This window comes from Telmatobacter bradus, from assembly GCF_048629425.1.
In the GTDB taxonomy this organism is placed as follows: Bacteria; Acidobacteriota; Terriglobia; order Terriglobales; family Acidobacteriaceae; genus Telmatobacter; species Telmatobacter bradus.
In genome coordinates, this window is sequence record NZ_CP184532.1 from 2391849 (window position 1) to 2409163 (window position 17315).

The window sequence follows — 17315 nt, forward strand, 5'->3', positions numbered from 1 at the left end:
GCCTCGTGACGCCGCGGTGCGGCGGTTGAAGCGGAAGGTGAACTCGTTGAGTGAATCGTCCAGATGCTCGGCAGACACTGCGACTTGGTGTGTTTCCATTAATCAGCGTTGCAGCAATCCAATGACGCGATGCATGCGCGGCAGTACATGCTCGTCTTCGGATTGTTCTGTCTGCACATGGCGCTGGTGGACATAGCCGTCCAGCTCCAGATAAGACTTGAAGCCATCGGTTCGCACCCTGCTGCCAGGTTCAACTGATGCAGCGATAAATCCATGCACGGCTGTCCGCGTCAGATTAGGGATTGTTTGCAGCCGGATGCGACCAATCTGGGATGGAACGGAAACCCAGAGCGGTTCCAATGTAACGGTGGCGAAGTCCGGCATGGGCTTCAACGGCACATGGAATAACATAACCAACGCCATCCCCACATCCTTCGCGGTGAATGGAACCACCTGCGGCGGCGCATCCAGGCTGACCTCCACGACCACCACGCTGACTTCCACATCCAGCAGCACCACGACAGGAACCAGTGTCTCATTGACGGCTGCAGTCTCACCTGCGGCGGCAGCTGGAACCGTTACATTTTACGATCTCATGAAATGACGCTTGAAACTCACTCTTCGCTTGAGTTCTTGCATCATGTTGAAAAAAACAACCATACGCCGGAGCGATAAAATCGTTGATAAGGTCCGTGCAATTGTTGAGGTACACAAATGCAGAAGAAAATCCTGATCACATATTGTATAGGTTTTGCTCTTTCCAGCATTATCCCTTCAACAGCGCAGTACGTCCGGGTAGGCGATCAAGAGCAAATCACCATGGGCAAGTTGGACGAAATGGAGAACCTGCTTAGCGGTGCCGATGTCGGGCAGAAAGTTGACCTTCTGACGCGGCTGGGCATCGATCCGGTCATCGGCAAAACGGTTGTTGAGGAACTTCTGCCCGGGCAAAAGATTGCGTTAAAGCTGGTCCGAGCACAGCAGGAGACCCATTACGGAGTGGCATTTCTGCCCAGTTTCAGGGGTTGGTTCCTCTATCTGCTTCAAGGGTCGGACGACGAGCCACAAAATCATCCTTGGCATGTGATCGACAAACAGACGCTCGATTGCTGGCATCAATTCTGCGTTCTTGAACTCATGGCTTTACGGCGCGCCGATGCCGATGATCTTGTGGTTCATAACGTGAACTACAACCACGGCTCAAACGTTGTGGAAGATCAGACACAGGTGCTTTCAATTCTTAACGGCAAACTTGTGCAGACGATGGTCACGCAAGATTTTCTCTCGGAAGGAACGCTGGGGAGTCCGACGGAGATTCAGACCGAACATCTCAGTACATTTCTGCGGTTTCCGGATCGCTCACTGGAGGAAACCCGGACCATTGCCGTGAACGAAAAACTGGAGAAGGTCGAACGTCGCTACTGGCGCTGGTCAAACCAGAAGCATCGGTTTATTCCGAGCCGATTCGTGTCCGTTGTGCCGAATCCGTAGCCGCTCTTATGGCTGATGGCCCGAGCGTGTGTGAAGATCAGCTATGCTTTTCTGCACAGCGACAAAGAGAAGCATCAGAAGCGTTCCAACTGCGAAGAAACGCCAGAGAGTCCGATAGCTGGAATGCGCCAGGATCATGCTGCCCAAGGCCGAGCTCAAACCACCTCCGCCGAACAGCCCAAGACCGACTAATGCAGAAGCGACACCGTTCGGCCCGACGCCAAAGGCCAACGTTGCCAGCGTCGATTGGACAAGAATATATCCCGTGCCCAGAGCCACAATTGCCAGCCACGCCAATCGCCAATCCGCAGACATCGCGAGCGTCGTTGCTGCGAATATACCAAGGGTTGTACCTGCCAGGATTGTTCTCTTCGTTGCGATGCAGCGGCTGATCGATCCGGAAAACTTTCCGGCCAACAGACAGGAAAAACCGAAGAACATAATGACGCCGCCGGTTTGTAGAGGATCAAGTCCAGAAACTTTCTGCAAAAAGGCGCCGGAGAAGTTATACATTCCGAGAAGCAGAAATCCTGCTGCCAAGGCCGACAGATAGATTCGTCTTGCGCTGCGTGTAGCGGTTGCCTGACGGATCTGTTCCATCAAGCCTTGTGGCGAAGGTGTGAAGGACCTTTCGTGCAGCTTGCCGAGTAGCAAGCCAGAGCCAGCCGCGGCAAAGGCAAAGGTGAAAAAGATCGCTCGCCAACTCATGTATTTGGCGACCACCCCACCTAGACCGACACTGACTCCCTGGCCGAGAAAGACAATGCCCATGAAACGACCGACGACGGTTTGGCGGGAGTTTTCGGCAACGCGGTCGCCAATCAGCGCCAGCGAGACGGCGATCATGCCAGCGGCAAAGAATCCGGTCACAAAACGGGCGACGCACAGCCAGATGAGTGATGAGGCGAACGCGCAAGCCAGCGTGCCTGCCGTCAGGCCGAGCATCAGTCGGCGTAGGAGCCAGACGCGTCCCAATCGCTCGCTGAAAAAACCGTGAAACGGCTGCATGAAGCCGTAGAGAATCATGTAGGCCGTCAGAATCCATGCGGTCTGCGCCACCGATACATGGAAACTTGCAGCAATCGACGGCAGAACGGGCGCAACGATCCAGTTGTCCGCAGCCGAAATCAGCCCGGCGCTACCCAGAATCCAAACGAAGTAGGACGCACTCATCTTCTTCGGCTGCGCGGGGCTTTTGTCGGTTTCGAATTCTGCAGGATCGGTTAAAATTTTCATTTCTTTTTCAGCCTGGCGTATTTGTCTTTACATAATAGGTACAGAATTTCACTCGGTCGCCTGCCTTAGGCACTCCAACGCGGAGTCAAAATCTTGTCAGGAGGATTTGTCCTGAATTCTACGCCATGCACTGTGCTATTTTTTTTGCCAAATTTCCAGTGCCTCAATGAATGCACGCTGGAGAAGATCCAACTCGTATTAAAGGGGGATGCGGCCTCCTGATCATACTGATTACGGTTTCGACCAAACAACAATGGAGATGGGTAGGTGGAGCATGAGTTCTCCGTTTTTATCCATGGCGTCCGTGGATAGACGATCCACACCGAGATCGCGTCGAACCATCTCGCGCACTTTGTCCGCATTGCCCGGCGCTGGAAACGATGCCGCCAACTGCGTCTCCAAGGGCACTTCCAGCCGATACGACGCTGTGGACAGCAGCAGCAACTTCTCGGCGGCACCAAGCGCAAGCAGGTTGTTCAACGACAAGGCATGTGTGTGCGATGGATCGCGCAGCGTCTCGAGCGCGTCGTAGTCGGCGGTCTTGCCTTCGTCCGGCGTCACATCGGCCACAGCAATGCGTCCGCCGGGCCGGCACACGCGCGCCATCTCATGCAAGACCTGCTGCGGATCGAGCAGATGATGGAAGGAATAGCGGGTGACGACGCAGGTAAACGAGTCGTCGGCAAAAGGCAGACGGGTCGCGTCGGCAAAGCTCCACTGCAGGTTCTCAAGCGCCGCAGCGGCTTGCCGTTTGCGTGCCTCGTCGAGCATGGCAGGTACCAGATCGGTTCCGGTCACGTGCTGGGCGCGCTGCGCCAGCCAGCAACTGACGATGCCGGGACCGCAAGCGACATCGAGGACCTCATCCTGTGCGGAGATCTGCAGAGTCTCTGCCAGCAGGTGGAGCGAGTCTTCGGCGGAGTGTGAACCGACGGCTGCAAAGGGTTGCGCCTGTCGGGTGAATTGGTCAAGGATCAGGGCGCGGTGGGTGGTTTCCTTCGTGTGCATGACTTAGTTTCTTTCCCGCTGCCGCTGGCCTGCAATCGCCGTTCGGCCATATCCTAGTCTTAAGCGGCCATTCACCGCAGACAAGAGAAGAGCAGACGATGCAGAAACTGGATCAGCAACAGACGCTGGCCTACATTGAGCGGATCGGGCTGGAAAATGCCGCGCAACCGGCCTTCGGCTATCTGGATGTGGCGGCGAACACGCGCTACGACTGGCATCAGCACAGCTGCCATCAGTTGATGTACTCGCTGCAGGGGTCGGCCCAGGTGGAGGTGGGTAGCCGACGCTACATGTTGCCGCCGCAGCGAGTGGCCTGGATATCAGCCGGCACACCGCATCGCACCACGATCGGCGACTTGGCCGGGGCCAGCATCTTCTTTCAGCCGGCGCTGATCACGTGGGACGTTGAACCTGTCTGCGTCTTTGCTGCGCAGCCACTGTTGCGCGCCATGATTGACGAGGCCATGCGCTGGGAATCCGAAGCAAAGGCGGTCGACGATCTGCGCGGATCGTTCTTTCGCACGCTCGCTCTGCTGTGCAGAGACTGGACGCGCGCGGGAGATCCGTTCTGGCTGCCTGGCACCGACGACGCACAACTCTCGCGGGCCATCGATTACACGCTGCAACATCTGCAGGACGCTACAGTGCAACAGGCGAGCGCGGCCGCAGCCATGTCGGAGCGCAGCTTTCGCAGGCATTTCGTTGCTGCTCTAGGGCTCAGTTGGCGCGACTATCTGGTGAAAGCTCGCCTGCTGCAATCGCTCGCCTTGCTCTCAAAGCCCAGCGCGCGCATCATCGACGTCGCCAGCGAGATCGGTTTTGATAGCCCCAGCTCTTTCACCAAAGCCTTCGGCGCTTTCACCGGCGAAACTCCCCGTGTTTACCAAAATAGGATACACAGCAACGACCGCTGAGAAGCGCTGCAAAGGATCGCTTAAGTGAAATCACTTCGGGCAGGTTTATGGCAGTCGTTCGGCCGACCGCTCGGCGCACCAGTACTCCAGCCGCTCTTTCATCGTGCGATCGAAAGCAAACAGAAGTTTCTCTGCATCGATCTCCTCGACAACTTCTAGGCGGAAGTCGTCTTCTCCGAGCGCCGTCCACGCTTGCTGCAGAGTCCAGCTGCGGCAGCTGCCCGCGCGCATCTCAAAGGTAATGCGGTTCCAGATCGTGGCGAGGTTCGGCGCCTTTCCAATCCATTGCGTGGCGTTTGTTTTCGAGTGGATGGCAAAGATGCCGCCGATGGTCTTCGTGCGCTTGAAGGCATCGACGGCGGATTTTTTGAACTCTCGGGATGGGCTGGACATGTAATGCGCTCCTGTCGGGATGCGGCGGCGTCCTTTATCAACCGGGTAAATAAACATAATATATGTTATCAGACATAATCAAGCTATGCTTGATAGTGTCTGATAATCATAATTATGTATAGTAAGACTCAATAAGAAAGCTCTGTCTTATCATGTCCCCATGGACACAGCCAAACGTACAGCCCTTGCTTTGACTCATGTGCCTTTTGAGGACCTCGATGCTTTGCGGCCCACTCTTGAGGCACGTGGCTTTTCCATTCAGTATGCTGAAGCCACTGCCGCTAACTTTCCGGCACGTGCGGCACTGGATGCAGATCTTTTAATCGTGCTCGGTGGCCCCATCGGCGTCTATGAGCTGGAGAAATATCCCTTCCTGCTCGACGAACTCAAGCTAGTACGTGAACGTCTTGCGGCCCAAAAGCCGACCATCGGCATCTGCCTGGGTGCTCAGTTGATGGCTGCCGCTCTGGGAGCCAAGGTCTATCCCGGCAAAAATGGCGCCGAGATCGGCTGGAGCCCGCTGCATGCCACGGCTACCACCCCGAAGTGGTTCCAGCCCTTGCTGGCGCCTGGCATTGAGGTGATGCACTGGCACGGTGACACCTTCGACCTGCCGACCGGCGCGACTCACCTCGCGAGCTCAGAAAAGTATCAGAATCAGGCATTTGCAGTTGGAAACTACGCTCTTGGCCTGCAGTTTCATGTGGAAGTGACGGCTGCGGGGCTGGAACGCTGGTACGTGGGCCATACCTGCGAGCTGGGCGTGAAAGGCATCGATGTGTCCCGACTGCGGGCCGAGGGCAAAAAGAAGGCCCCCGTTGTAGCGGAGGCCTCTAAAGTATTCTGGAATCATTGGCTTGACGTTGTATTTCCGCAAACCGCCGGGTCGTAGCTACATTTTGTAGCGACCCAGATCATCGTCGCCCAGCCCTTCGAGCCAGTTGCGCAGCTGCTCTGCCGTCTGGCTCTCGGCCGGGCCGGTCGTCGCTAGCTTGGCAACTTCCATCACCTTCTCATTCACAAAGATGGGGCAATCTCCACGTAAGGCCAAGGCGATGGCGTCGGAGGGTCGAATGTCGATGGCGATGGTTTCGCCGTTTTGACTGAGCCACAGAATGGCAAAGAAGGTTTCTTCCTTAAGTTCTGTGATTACAACGCGTTGCATGGAGGCATTCAAGTGACGGATGAGGTTTCTGGCCAGATCATGCGTCATCGGCCGGGGGGCGTCCACTTTCTCAATCTCGATGGCGATGGCGTTAGCCTCGAAGATGCCCACCCAGATCGGCATCACCGTCTCGGAGGCAATGTCCTTGAGCACGACGATGGGCATATTGGTGGAGGGATCCATCATCAAGCCGCGAATTTTCACTTCAATGTCCATGCTTCCCCTTACGACTAGACAGCTTCACCGACCAGGCTGTTGGGATGCGTGGCGGTGATCTTTACGTTCACATAGTTTCCGGGAGCCGGAGCGATCCCCGAAGCTGTGGTGAAGTTGACGGGCGTGTTTTGGCTGCTGCGTCCGGCCACCTGGTTGCGTGCTGGATGCGTGCCCTCAACCATCACTTCAAGAATCTGGCCCAGATGGCGGGCGTAATTCACCCGCTGAATCTCGCGCTGACGGTCAAGCAACACTTGAAGTCTTTTCACCTTCTCCTCTTCCGAGACGGAGTCTTCCATCTGCAGTGCCGGAGTCTGGGGCCGGGCCGAGTACTTGAAACCGTAAACCAGATCGTACTGCACTTCGGCCAGCAGGTCCATGGTGGCAATAAAATCCTCGGCGGTTTCGCCCGGAAAACCAACGATGATGTCGGTGGAAAGCGAAATTTTGCGCTTGGCCGCCTTGATCCAGGCAATGCGTTCCAGGTACCACTCGGCCGTGTACTCCCGGTTCATGCGGGCCAGCACACTGTTGGAGCCGGACTGGATGGGCAGATGGATGTGATCGCAAAGCGTGGGCACTGCATCGATTACGTCGATGATGTCGCGGGTAAAATCGCGCGGATGGCTGGTCATGAAGCGGACGCGGCGAATGCCGGAGACCTGTCCAACGGCAGCCAGCAGTTCGGCAAAGCTCTGCTTCCCTTCCGGGTCGCGGTAGCTGTTCACGTTCTGCCCCAGCAGCAGAATCTCGCTGTAGCCCTGATCGGCGATGCGGTGAGCCTCTTCCAGCACTGAGCTGGAGGAACGGCTGCGCTCCTTGCCGCGGGTGTACGGCACCACGCAGTAGGCGCAGAACTTGTCGCAGCCCTCGATGATGGTGATGTAGCCCCGATAGGGGTTTTGACGGGAGGCGAAGTCGGTTTCGAAGGTCTCGCTGGTTTCGCGGTCGTTCAGGCCGGTAATGCGGGTTTCGCCAGCTTCCAGACGGGCCAGCATCTCCGGCAGTCGCCGGTAAGAGGCCGAGCCGGAGACGATCGAAACGTAGGGGGCGCGCTCGAAGATCTTTTCGCCCTCCTGCTGGGCGACGCAACCCAGAACGGCAAAGCGCTTGCCGGCCTTGTGCAGGATCTTGTAATCGTTGAGCCGGTGAAAGACCTTCTGCTCCGCTTTGTCGCGGATCGAACAGGTGTTGTAAAGAATCAGGGAAGCCTGTTCTTCGCTGTCCACACGGCTGTAGCCCTGCTGTTCGAGTGTTCCGATGACTTTTTCCGAGTCATGGGCGTTCATCTGACAGCCGAAGGTTTCAAGATAGAAGGTTTTTTCCAGTGCCATACCAATTCCCAGTATACCGTGCAGTGGTTTTTGAGCCCTTGGATGATTGTCATCCTGAACGAAAGGAAGGATCTGCGGTTGTTTTTCTTTGTTTTGCGGTGTGGGCTTGCGGGAAATAGGCCGAAAGCAACCGCAGATCCTTGCAAGCCTCAGGCTTTTTGCGCAAATTGGGAGCTGATCGCATCCCAGTTGACCACCTGAAGATAGGCTTTCACGTACTCCGCGCGGCGGTTCTGGTACTTCAGGTAATAGGCGTGCTCCCAGACGTCGAGCGCCAACACGGGCCGCTTGCCCTGACTGATGGGCGCATCCTGATTGGCCGTGGTTTCCAGCGCAAGCGATCCATCGGGCAACTGCAGCAGCCAGGTCCAGCCACTGCCAAAGACGCTGAGCGCTGCCGTGGTCAGTTTTTCCTGAAAGCTGCCGAGCGAACCGAAGCGGGCGTCAATGGCCTTGGCCAGTTCACCGCTGGGCTGGCTACTTCCCTTGCCCAGCACCGTCCAGAAAAAGCTGTGATTGGCGTGGCCGCCGCCGTTGTTGCGCACTGCGGCACGGGCCGCCTCGGGTACTGCGTCCAGATGGGCCAGGAGTGAATCGAGTGACTTGGCTGCCAGCTCGGGATGGGCCGCAATCACGGCATTGAGGTTGTTCACATAGGCCTGATGATGCTTGTCGTGGTGTAGGTGCATGGTTTCCGCATCTATATATGGTTCCAGCGCATCGTAGGCGTACGGCAGGGGCGCGAGGGTGAAGGGCGCGACCTTGGCGGCGGCAGGCGCGGCTGGCAGACTCTGGGCGGAGAGTTCTGCGCCAAGCAGCGCGGCACCGGTCAAAGCGCCTATCTGGCGAAGAGCGGCGCGGCGATCCATCCTGGGCGTGTGGATTAGAGTGGGCATAGGGCAAAACCTCCGGGGGGAAAACCGTCTGGGTTTATGCAACAATCAAACCGGCACAAACAAGCCGGTACAATCAAACCGGTACAAACCACGTGGGAAACGCCCGACTTCGTGCGCTCCCGGGGAAGATCCGTGGCCTGCGCTTTGGATGCAGCCTGCGGCCCCTGCGATGACAAAAGCTTAAAGGAAACTGAATGACGGAAACGCTCAAGCCGCTGATTCATGGCGCACAGAACTTCTGCTTTGGCTGCGGACTGGACAATCCTACCGGCCTGCAGTTGAAGTTTGCTCTCGATGAAGAGAATCAGATCGTTGTCAGCGTGGCAACCATTCCGCAGAGCTTCGAAGGTCCGCCGACCTATGTGCATGGCGGCATCATCAGCACCATGCTGGACGAAGCGATGAGCAAGTCGGTGCGTATGCGCGGCGTCACTGCAATGACCCGTCACATGGAGATCGACTTGCGGAGACCGGTGCCGAGCGGCCAAGCGGTGCGCATCGAGGGGCGCTGGCTGAGGAGCGAAGAACGTAAGCACTGGACCGAAGCCCGCATCCTCGATCAAAAAGGCACGGTGCTGGCCAGCTCGACGGGCCTGTTCGTGGAAGTTCGCGCCCGCCGCATGCAGCGAGCGCCGGAGTAAATCACAAAAAAAGAAGGGCCTTCACAAGGAAGGCCCTTTTCTCACTCCAGTCAGGATGGTTTAGGAGTGAATCAGATTGATGGTTTCCTGGGTGACCGTGTCGAAGGTGGTGATTGACTTGGAGTTGGCCTCAAAGGCTCGCTGCGCGACGATCAGATCGGCAAATTCGGTTGAGATGTCGACGTTGGACTCTTCGGTAGCGTTATCCTCGATCGTACCCAGCGAACCATTGCCGGCCGTGCCCACATTCATGTTGCCGCTGGACACGGTGGTTGCGTACATGCCGGAACCCTTGCTGACCAAGCCCTGATCGTTGGCCACGTCGGCCAGCGCCACCTGTCCCACGGCCACCGTCTGGCCATTGGAGTAGGTCGCATTCACCATACCGTTGGTGTCGACCGCAAAGCTTTCGTAGGTGCCCGAAGTGTAGCCATCGGCAACTGCGGAGCTGGTCGTCGAAGGCGAGTTGGTCTGGGTCAGAATCTGGCCATTGTTGGAGTTCAACATGTTCCAGTTGATAGCCATGTCATTGGAGCCGTCGGAAAGTCCGGCAAAGCTGAGCGGAATCGAACTGACGTTTCCAGGAGCCGTGCCCACCGTGCTGGCAGCGCCGCCCGAAGAAATGGTACTCAGATTGCCGCTGGCGTCAAAGGCAAGCGAACCGGTGATCGGCGTCGCCGTGCCCGAAGCGTAGTCCGAAGCCGGCAAGGCAATCGAGTAGTTCCAGGAGTTGTTGGCGGTCTTGGTGTAGGTGATGGTGGCCGTATGCGTTTCGCCGAGCGAATCATACAGGGTTGCCGTGCTGGTATACGTTCCGCCCACAGCAGTGGACGAATCCAGGTTGGCCGTCACCGTCATCTTGGTGCTGGCGTTGGCGCTCATCACCGAACCGCTGGTAGGCAGCTTGACCTCGGCCAGCTTGCTGGTATCGGGCACGCCCTTGGTAACGGCATAGCCCATCAGGTTGGCTCCGTTGGTGGTCACCAACTGGCCTGCGGCATTCTGGGTAAAGCCACCATCGCGGGTCAGATACTGGCCCGTGCTGTTCTTCACCACAAAGAAGCCCTCGCCATTGATCGCCATATCGGAGTTGGTCTTGTGGCTGGTGTTGAAGTTGCCCTGAGTGAAATCGGTGGATGTGCCCGAGACCTTGGCGCCCGTGCCCTTGGCAATCGGGTTGCCCGCACCCGAGGTTCCCAGCGACTCATAGAATGCGTCGGAGAACTTGGTGGTGTGGGTCTTGTAGGCCGTCGTGCTCATATTGGAAAGGTTGTTGGCAATCGTGTCCAGCGAGGTTGCATCGGCATCAAGACCGGACAACGCGATACTGAAATTAGGCATGGAAGATCTCCTCTACGTTCGAACTGGTTGGGGTTATGCCTCTTCGGCCCGCCTGCTCCAAAATGCTTTAGTTGGAGCCCAAGCCTCTGGACGACCCGGCGACGGCATTCTGTCCACCCAAGGCGTCTGTGGCGGCCGACGGTACGCTGGCCGATACAACCGGATTGACTGCCGGAATTCCGGCAGCATGACTGCCTGCGCTGGCCGCATGCTTCACGACCGGTTCCGGCGATGTGTTCTGCGCCACCTGCACTGCGCCATGCGGAGCAGGAGCCTGATCCGAACTGCTGCTGGAAGTGGAACCGCTGTCCTGCGACGAACCGCTGTCACCAAGCGCCTGAGACAACGTCTGATTGATCTTGATCAACTGCTCCAGGCTGTTTACCTGCACCAGCTGGTTGATGTACTGGTTGGGATCGTGGTTCGAGGTCGGATCCTGATTCTTCATTTCCGCAACCAGCAGCGTCATAAAATCATTCGACGTAATCGTGCCCGCATCCGACGATCCACTGGAGGTTGAACTGCTGCTGCCGGCGCTCGGTGCAGCGCTGCTGATCATTGGACTGCCCGCCCCCGACGGCTTGCTCGTCGCTTCCGTCGGAAATGCGTTGCCATGAATTGCTGAGGTTGCCATCCTTCTCTCCCCTGTTTCACTGTTGCCGATCCAATGCTGCCGGACGGGCCAAACTGGTTTTATGCCAGCAGCGAGATGCTGCTGCCCTCCCGCAGAGCGGGAATCCCCACCACGGCATCGGAACTGTCGTCCATATCATTGGAGTGACCCGATGCGCTGCTCAAATACTTGTCTGGTTGCACCTGAGCCGCCTGTGCATCCGAGCCCTGCTGCTGTCCACTTTGCTGCCCGCCGGAGCCGGCAAAACTGTTCTGCGTGCCCCCGGTTTCCACCGAGACCGAGTTAATTCCGGAGTTCTGCTGACTCAGAAAATGATTCAGCTCGCCCAGATGGTTGCTGAGTGCCTGCGCTCCTTCATTGGTGCTTGAAATCAAAGTGGCGTGCACATTGCCGCCCGTTGAATCCGCCCGGACGCTGACCTGACCAAGCACCGGATCCTGGAAGGCTGCTTCAACCCGCTGCGGACCGGTATGCGTCCAGCTCACATGGCTGCCGCCACTGCCGCCACTATCGAGCGCGCTGAATGTATCCTGCGCCGTCATTGCCGTGCGCGGTGCGGCATCGCCCGCGGCCTGAGGGCCCGGATTGCCTGCTGCCTGCTGGGCGGCCTGTTCGCGCACCATCGACGAAAGCTCATTGGCGCTGTTGGCATGCGTCGCCGCCAGATTCTGCATGTTCCCTTGCACGGCGTGCGCCTGCTGGGCGGCATCAGCCACAGCTGCCGCTGCCGCGGTGCCCCCGGCCATATTCTGTGCCTCGGCCAGTCGGTCACTGCCGGGAACCTTCTCACTGCCCGTCGCGCTAACGGCATCGGCCTTGCCAGCACTCAGGCCGGACTTCGTCTTGGCCGTGCCTGTTGCCGTTGGGCCGCCATCCGTGGGCTGATTCACATCCCCTTTGACGCCTTGCAGCGAAAGATCAGCTGCCGCCTGCGTTGGGCTTTGTCCGGCTGCCTGCGCAGAGCCGGGCGTAGTGCTGCCCGCCTTCGTGGCTTGGCCGGAAGCGCCGGTTGCGCTGCTGGCGTGCAATGCCTTGGAGGCTGTTTTGCCTACCAGAGCATGGGCACCGCCCGCCGCCGGATCCACGACACCCACTACGGCACTTTGCGTCGAGGCCTGGGCCACTGCATTCTGAGGCAGTGCTGTACCGGTCGTTGCAGCGAGCGTGTCGTCCTCGCCGGAGTCGTCGTCCGTATTCGCATCGCCCGATGCAATGCCCTGCACCGCCGCGCCCTGTGGCAGAACCGCATTGCCCGAGGCCGTTGCCTGCACGCCCACAACCCCGTCCAGCGCACTGCCGGATCCCGTTTGCGGAGCTTCCGGAGTGCTCTCCGGCGCTGGCGCAGGATTAGCTGCACTGTAGGCATTCTGTGCTGCCGCAGCCAACGCCAGCAGATTGCTGGAGTCGCCCGCGGTCAGACTCGCTACCTCAATGGGCGCGTTCGGGGCAAGATTCTTGTCCGCATTCCCACGTCCTGTTTGTTTTGCTCCCGCCGTAGAAAGATTCCCCAAGGAAGATTTGTCCGCAGCCGTCTTTGCCTGCGCTGTTTCCGTCATATCCGGATTCTGCTGGGCCGCCGCTTTCGTACTTCCGGACGGCTGTGCGGCCATCGACGCGCTCTGGTCAGGACTCGGTTCTGCTTTCTCTGTTCCGGCCGTCGCGGCTGTTGCACTGGCCGCCGCGGACGGATTGGTGGCCGCGGACGCGCCAGAGTTCACTGCATTCTGTATGGAACGGGCGGTTGCCGGATGCCACTGCGCATTCTTTCCGGTAGCGTTCTCCGTCCCTGTCATCGAAGAGGCTGCAGAAGAGGCAGAACCGGGGTTCTGCTTTCCGAGCGATGTCAGTTCCGATTGAAAGCTCGATCCAAAACTTGCCGGGCTTGCAGTCTGTCCACTCCCGGTGTTGATAAGTCCACTGATTCCCTGGCTGCCGATCGCCAGTCCGCCGTTCTCTACTCCGAGGTCCACAGCTCCGCCTACGTTCATGCCCAGAGAAGAAGCAGGTGATGTGCCAAAGCTGGACATTTCATGGTTAAAAGCTTGTCAGGAATGGGAAATCCGCTCACAAACAGGAAAACTTCTCAATTTATTACAGTTTTTACGCTAATGTTTGATTTCGCACTGTCGATGCAGCGGCTTGGGAGCCTTGTCACGCTGGGCCGAGGCGGCTTGACGACGCTCCTCCATCCGCTTCCGGCTCAGATACCACTCATCCAACGAGGCCTGTGCCTTGCGATTTCTTTCAACTTTCTCACGCGCTTCGGCCTCTTCGATCAGCGTCTCGGCCTGACGGCGCTCGATCCGCTTGGCCAGATAGACCTCACGGCTCTCCGCTACTTCTTCTTCGGCGACGGCAATCCTCGGCTGGAGCGCCTTCTGCAGTCGCTCGCTCGATACGGATTCGCTCAGTCCAGCTAGACGATCTTCGAATTCGCCGGTATGCACGCTCGCAGAGACCAGCAGGCGAGCCTGACGGCCCCGCTCACCGGCCGTTACCAGAGCTTGTTCCAGCCGCCGGAGCTCGGCCATGGCCGCCTCCATGGCGGCCAGGCACTGCTCCTCTTCGAGTTCAAGAACCCGCTGCAGTCGCTTGAGGGTACGGGAAACGGCCACGGGCTAGATCTCCGTGCTGAGTGCGATCAGGCGCTGCAAGGAATCGCGGAAGTGTACTTCATCCCGTGTGTCCTGGGTCATGAAGTTGCGCAGCGCGGTGCGAGCGCGGATGGCGCGGTCCAGATCCAGATCGCTGCCCGGCTTGTAGGCGCCGATGCGTACCAGATCCTCACTGCGGGCGTAGACCGCTAGAAGCTTGCGCACCAGAGCCGCCTGCTGGCGATGGGCTTCCTCGGTAACCGACGGCATCAGTCGGCTGATCGAGTCCAGCACCTGAATCGGCGGGTACCAGCCCTCGCTGGCCATCTGGCGGGAGAGCACAACGTGACCATCGAGCAGCGAACGCACCGCGTCCACCAGCGGATCCTGCTGGTCGTCGCCCTCCATCAGAACTGTATAGAAGGCCGTGATCGATCCGGTGCGGAACTGCCCGGTGCGCTCGATCAGCTTGGCCAGTTTGGTGAAGACCGAAGGCGTATAGCCCTTGGCCGTGGGCGGCTCACCGGCCGCCAGCCCGATCTCGCGGGCCGCCATGGCGTAACGGGTCAGCGAATCGAGCACCAGCAATACATGCTTGCCCTGAGCCGCAAAGTATTCGGCTATTGTAGTGGCGGAAAGCGCTGCCCGAACGCGCTTGAGGGGCGATTCGTCGGAGGTGGAAACCACCACCACCGAGCGCTTGCGACCCTCTTCGCCCAAAGCCTCTTCCAGAAATTCGCCCACCTCGCGGCCGCGTTCGCCCACCAGTCCGACCACCGTTACATCGGCTTCGGTATTGCGGGTCATCATGCCGATCAGCGTGCTTTTGCCTACGCCCGAACCACCAAAAATGCCTACGCGCTGCCCGCGACCAACCGTCAAAAGCGAATCGAGCACGCGAATGCCGGTGCCAAGCGGCTGGCGGATCGGCGTACGGTCGAGTGGCGAACGCACCGCACCTTCGAGCGGCAGCGAGCGTTCAATCTCCGGCTTGGGCAACATGTCGATCGGCTCGCCCATGGCATTCAATACGCGTCCCATCAGCGCCGGGCCCACCTCAATGCCGGGTCCGTAGCCGAGCGCCGCCACCGCATCGCCAAAGCGAATGCCTTCGGTCGTTTCCACCGGCATGGAGAGCACATTGGAACCGCGGAAGCCGATCACCTCAGCCAGATGCGGCAGGCCATAACGATCAATAACCTCGCAGCACTCGCCCACCGAAGCCAGCGGACCATTCGATTCAATCGTCTGCCCGACGGACTCAACTACCTGACCGCTCCAGCGCCAGGGCTGCAAGCGTTGCAGCGAAGAAAAATAACGACCAAGCAGAGCGCTCATCGTCCGGCCTCCGCTTGCTCTTCCTTGGTGGTATGGTTTCTTACCGACCCGGAGCGGTCAAAGAATCCCCGCTCGATTTCGGCCAGCTGCGCCCGCAGGCCCAGATCGACTGAGCCAAGCACGGTTTCAATCACGCAATCGCCCAGCTGCAACCCGTCCTGGGCCAAGACTTCCGGCTTGGGATTCAGGTTGGGCAAGAGCACAACCGCGTCCTGCCAGAGCTGCAGATCCTGCTGCGGAACTCGCAGCTTGACCTCGCTGGTGCTGGCCAGTTGGCCGAGGGCCACACGAACGGCTCCCGTCAGCAGCAACGGATCCATCTGCGACTCGCGGCGCAGAATTCGCGATGCCACGGCCAGCGACAGCCGCACGACTTCCTGCTCAACCGCATGCAGGTAGCGATCGCACTCCTGCTGAAAACGACCGACCAGCTCCACGGCCTGACGTTTGCGCTGCTCCTCGCTCTGTTGCAGGGTGGTGTCCTGCGCCTCACGCTCAGCCAACCGCCCCTGCTCGCATCCCAACTCGAAGGCGCGGCGCGCCTCCTCCTTCAATCGCCGCTCGAACTCCGATTCGAGCATGGCGATATTGACCTCCGGCGAAGCAGGCGCTGCCTCCTCGGCTGTCTCGTCCTCCTGCTCGGCCGCAGCGTCCTCGGACGGCGTGAGCCCCTCCATCGACTGTGCTACATAGGGCTTCTCGCTCTCCGGATACTCGAAGAGCTCGAACCGGCCGTAGACCTTATCCTGTAAAACTCCGTCCGCCTGCTCAACCAACATTCTCATCCCTCAGTTGCGAACTCCGCCGCCCGTTTTCGGTTCCCTGCAAAGGCCGCCACGCTTTCAGCGGGGTGGTCTACGCCATCATCTCGTCGCCAGACTCGAGCTTGAGGATCACCTTGCCCTCAGCCTCGAGACGGCGGGCCAGAGTCAGAATCTCCTGCTGGGCCTGAGCGACTTCACGCGAGCGCACCGGTCCAAGCACTTCCATGTCTTCCTTGAGCATTTCGACGGCACGCGAGCTCATGGCCTTGAAGATCTGGGCTCGTAGCTCTTCGTTGGCACCGCGCAGAGCCATGGCCAGCTGCCGCTTGTCCACGCCCGAAACAATCTCGCGGATGGAGGTGGCCGGCACCGTGATCAGATCCTCAAAGGTGAACATCAGGTTGCGGATGCTCAGTGCCAGCTCCGGCTGGCTCTCTTCGATGGTGTCCAGAATGTGCTTGGCCTCTTCGGCATTCAGGCGGTTGAGCAGGTCAGCCACGGCCTTGAAGCCGGAGTAGCTCTTGCGGGCCGTATCGCCCACGCTCTCCAGCCGCCGGTGCAGAATATGCGCCACCTTCTGCGCCATTTCGGGCGAGAACTGGCGCATTTCGGCCAGCCGCTGCACGCTCACTACCTTATGGTCTTCGCTCAGGTTGTCCAATACCTGCGAGGCACGGCGGGGGTCCAAATGGGCCAGCACCAGAGCAATCGTCTGCGGGTGCTCGCTATCCAGCAGCTTGCCGAGCTGCTGCGGATCGGTGCGCTGCAGTTTGGCCAGATTGCCCTGCGCCGCCTCCTGGCTGCGCTTGACCAGTGCCAGCAGATCTTCGGCCCGCTCCTTGCCAAAGGTTTCAATCAGCAACCGGCTGGCATAGTCCAGACCGCCGTGCACCATCACGTTCTGGGTCTGCAACAGTTCCCAGAACTCCTCGATCACGTCGGCCGAAATCTCTGGAGTCACACCACGCAGGTCGGCCAGTTCCTCGGTCAGCCGCTGCACATCTGGTTCCGGCAGAGCGCGCAAAATCTCCTTGGCCAGTTCCTCGCCAACCGTCACCAGCAGAATCGCGGCCTTGCGCAATCCTGATAAGTTGGCCATCATTCGCCCTCTGTCTTTTCCCGGCTCTGCCAAAATTGCGTCCTTTCCAACTACTGTACTTACGAAGTATTTGCAGACGTTTCAGAGGGCTGTACAAGGCAACTATTTTTTAAGAAAAGCCCCTTAACATCGCCCCTTCGGTCTACGCCATTCCGGAAATGCTCTCTTCTGCGAAGCTTCCCTGTTTCGGTCTGATTCAAAGCCCCACCGCTGCTTTGAATCAGCCCCCCACCCACCTGTTGGCAAAGTCT

Annotated in this window: 18 protein-coding genes; 4 read left to right on the forward strand and 14 right to left on the reverse strand. The window is 58.9% G+C overall.

Annotated elements, in window-relative coordinates:
- Positions 1–102: 102 nt before the first annotated feature.
- On the reverse strand, positions 103–519 hold the full coding sequence (locus tag ACOBR2_RS09945; protein WP_420239857.1) for a transposase: 417 nt from the start codon (positions 517–519) through the stop codon (positions 103–105).
- Positions 520–714: 195 nt separating this feature from the next.
- Between ACOBR2_RS09945 and ACOBR2_RS09950 the strand changes: the two genes are divergently transcribed.
- On the forward strand, positions 715–1491 hold the full coding sequence (locus ACOBR2_RS09950; RefSeq protein ID WP_420239858.1) for a hypothetical protein: 777 nt from the start codon (positions 715–717) through the stop codon (positions 1489–1491).
- A gap of 6 nt (positions 1492–1497) precedes the next feature.
- On the opposite strand, the gene ACOBR2_RS09955 is transcribed toward ACOBR2_RS09950, so the two are convergent.
- Positions 1498–2727, reverse strand: a complete 1230-nt coding sequence (locus tag ACOBR2_RS09955; RefSeq protein WP_420239859.1) for an MFS transporter — start codon at positions 2725–2727, stop codon at positions 1498–1500.
- A 231-nt stretch (positions 2728–2958) separates the two neighbouring features.
- Positions 2959–3735: a class I SAM-dependent methyltransferase gene (locus ACOBR2_RS09960; RefSeq protein WP_420239860.1), complete on the reverse strand. Its 777-nt coding sequence runs from the start codon at positions 3733–3735 to the stop codon at positions 2959–2961.
- 98 nt (positions 3736–3833) lie between these two features.
- Here ACOBR2_RS09960 and ACOBR2_RS09965 point away from each other — a divergent pair, with 98 nt between their 5' ends.
- Entirely contained in the window at positions 3834–4649 is an 816-nt protein-coding gene (locus ACOBR2_RS09965) for an AraC family transcriptional regulator (RefSeq protein ID WP_420239861.1), read from the forward strand.
- Positions 4650–4694: 45 nt separating this feature from the next.
- Here ACOBR2_RS09965 and ACOBR2_RS09970 read toward each other — a convergent pair whose 3' ends face one another.
- The gene (locus ACOBR2_RS09970; protein WP_420239862.1) at positions 4695–5099 is read right to left on the reverse strand and encodes a GIY-YIG nuclease family protein; all 405 of its coding nucleotides are present in this window, start codon (positions 5097–5099) and stop codon (positions 4695–4697) included.
- 103 nt (positions 5100–5202) lie between these two features.
- Between ACOBR2_RS09970 and ACOBR2_RS09975 the strand changes: the two genes are divergently transcribed.
- The gene (locus ACOBR2_RS09975; protein WP_420239863.1) at positions 5203–5934 is read left to right on the forward strand and encodes a glutamine amidotransferase; all 732 of its coding nucleotides are present in this window, start codon (positions 5203–5205) and stop codon (positions 5932–5934) included.
- Here ACOBR2_RS09975 and ACOBR2_RS09980 read toward each other — a convergent pair whose 3' ends face one another.
- The 3 genes from ACOBR2_RS09980 to ACOBR2_RS09990 all read right to left on the reverse strand — a co-directional run bounded on the left by ACOBR2_RS09980 (position 5935) and on the right by ACOBR2_RS09990 (position 8653).
- Entirely contained in the window at positions 5935–6423 is a 489-nt protein-coding gene (locus ACOBR2_RS09980) for a bifunctional nuclease family protein (RefSeq protein ID WP_420239864.1), read from the reverse strand.
- A 14-nt stretch (positions 6424–6437) separates the two neighbouring features.
- Positions 6438–7757 (reverse strand): tRNA (N6-isopentenyl adenosine(37)-C2)-methylthiotransferase MiaB, encoded by a 1320-nt coding sequence (miaB, locus tag ACOBR2_RS09985; protein WP_420239865.1) that lies wholly within the window; start codon positions 7755–7757, stop codon positions 6438–6440.
- Between the two features lie 149 nt (positions 7758–7906).
- Positions 7907–8653, reverse strand: coding sequence for a superoxide dismutase (locus ACOBR2_RS09990; RefSeq protein ID WP_420239866.1), 747 nt, complete (start codon positions 8651–8653; stop codon positions 7907–7909).
- A 194-nt stretch (positions 8654–8847) separates the two neighbouring features.
- On the opposite strand from ACOBR2_RS09990, the gene ACOBR2_RS09995 reads away from it, so the two are divergent.
- Positions 8848–9294, forward strand: coding sequence for a PaaI family thioesterase (locus ACOBR2_RS09995; RefSeq protein WP_420239867.1), 447 nt, complete (start codon positions 8848–8850; stop codon positions 9292–9294).
- A 60-nt stretch (positions 9295–9354) separates the two neighbouring features.
- Here ACOBR2_RS09995 and ACOBR2_RS10000 read toward each other — a convergent pair whose 3' ends face one another.
- The 7 genes from ACOBR2_RS10000 to fliG all read right to left on the reverse strand — a co-directional run bounded on the left by ACOBR2_RS10000 (position 9355) and on the right by fliG (position 17067).
- Complete coding sequence (locus tag ACOBR2_RS10000; RefSeq protein WP_420239868.1) at positions 9355–10635, reverse strand: flagellar hook protein FlgE; 1281 nt, start codon at positions 10633–10635, stop codon at positions 9355–9357.
- A 67-nt stretch (positions 10636–10702) separates the two neighbouring features.
- A complete protein-coding gene (locus ACOBR2_RS10005; protein ID WP_420239869.1) occupies positions 10703–11269 on the reverse strand; it encodes a flagellar hook capping FlgD N-terminal domain-containing protein in 567 nt (188 codons plus the stop codon).
- 59 nt (positions 11270–11328) lie between these two features.
- A complete protein-coding gene (locus ACOBR2_RS10010; protein WP_420239870.1) occupies positions 11329–13257 on the reverse strand; it encodes a flagellar hook-length control protein FliK in 1929 nt (642 codons plus the stop codon).
- 117 nt (positions 13258–13374) lie between these two features.
- Complete coding sequence (locus ACOBR2_RS10015) at positions 13375–13884, reverse strand: hypothetical protein (RefSeq protein WP_420239871.1); 510 nt, start codon at positions 13882–13884, stop codon at positions 13375–13377.
- A 3-nt stretch (positions 13885–13887) separates the two neighbouring features.
- Entirely contained in the window at positions 13888–15201 is a 1314-nt protein-coding gene (locus ACOBR2_RS10020) for a FliI/YscN family ATPase (protein ID WP_420239872.1), read from the reverse strand.
- Positions 15198–15980, reverse strand: coding sequence for a FliH/SctL family protein (locus tag ACOBR2_RS10025; protein WP_420239873.1), 783 nt, complete (start codon positions 15978–15980; stop codon positions 15198–15200). The genes ACOBR2_RS10020 and ACOBR2_RS10025 overlap by 4 nt, the downstream gene beginning before the upstream one ends.
- 76 nt (positions 15981–16056) lie before the next feature.
- A complete protein-coding gene (gene fliG, locus ACOBR2_RS10030; RefSeq protein ID WP_420239874.1) occupies positions 16057–17067 on the reverse strand; it encodes a flagellar motor switch protein FliG in 1011 nt (336 codons plus the stop codon).
- Between the last annotated feature and the right edge of the window lie 248 nt (positions 17068–17315).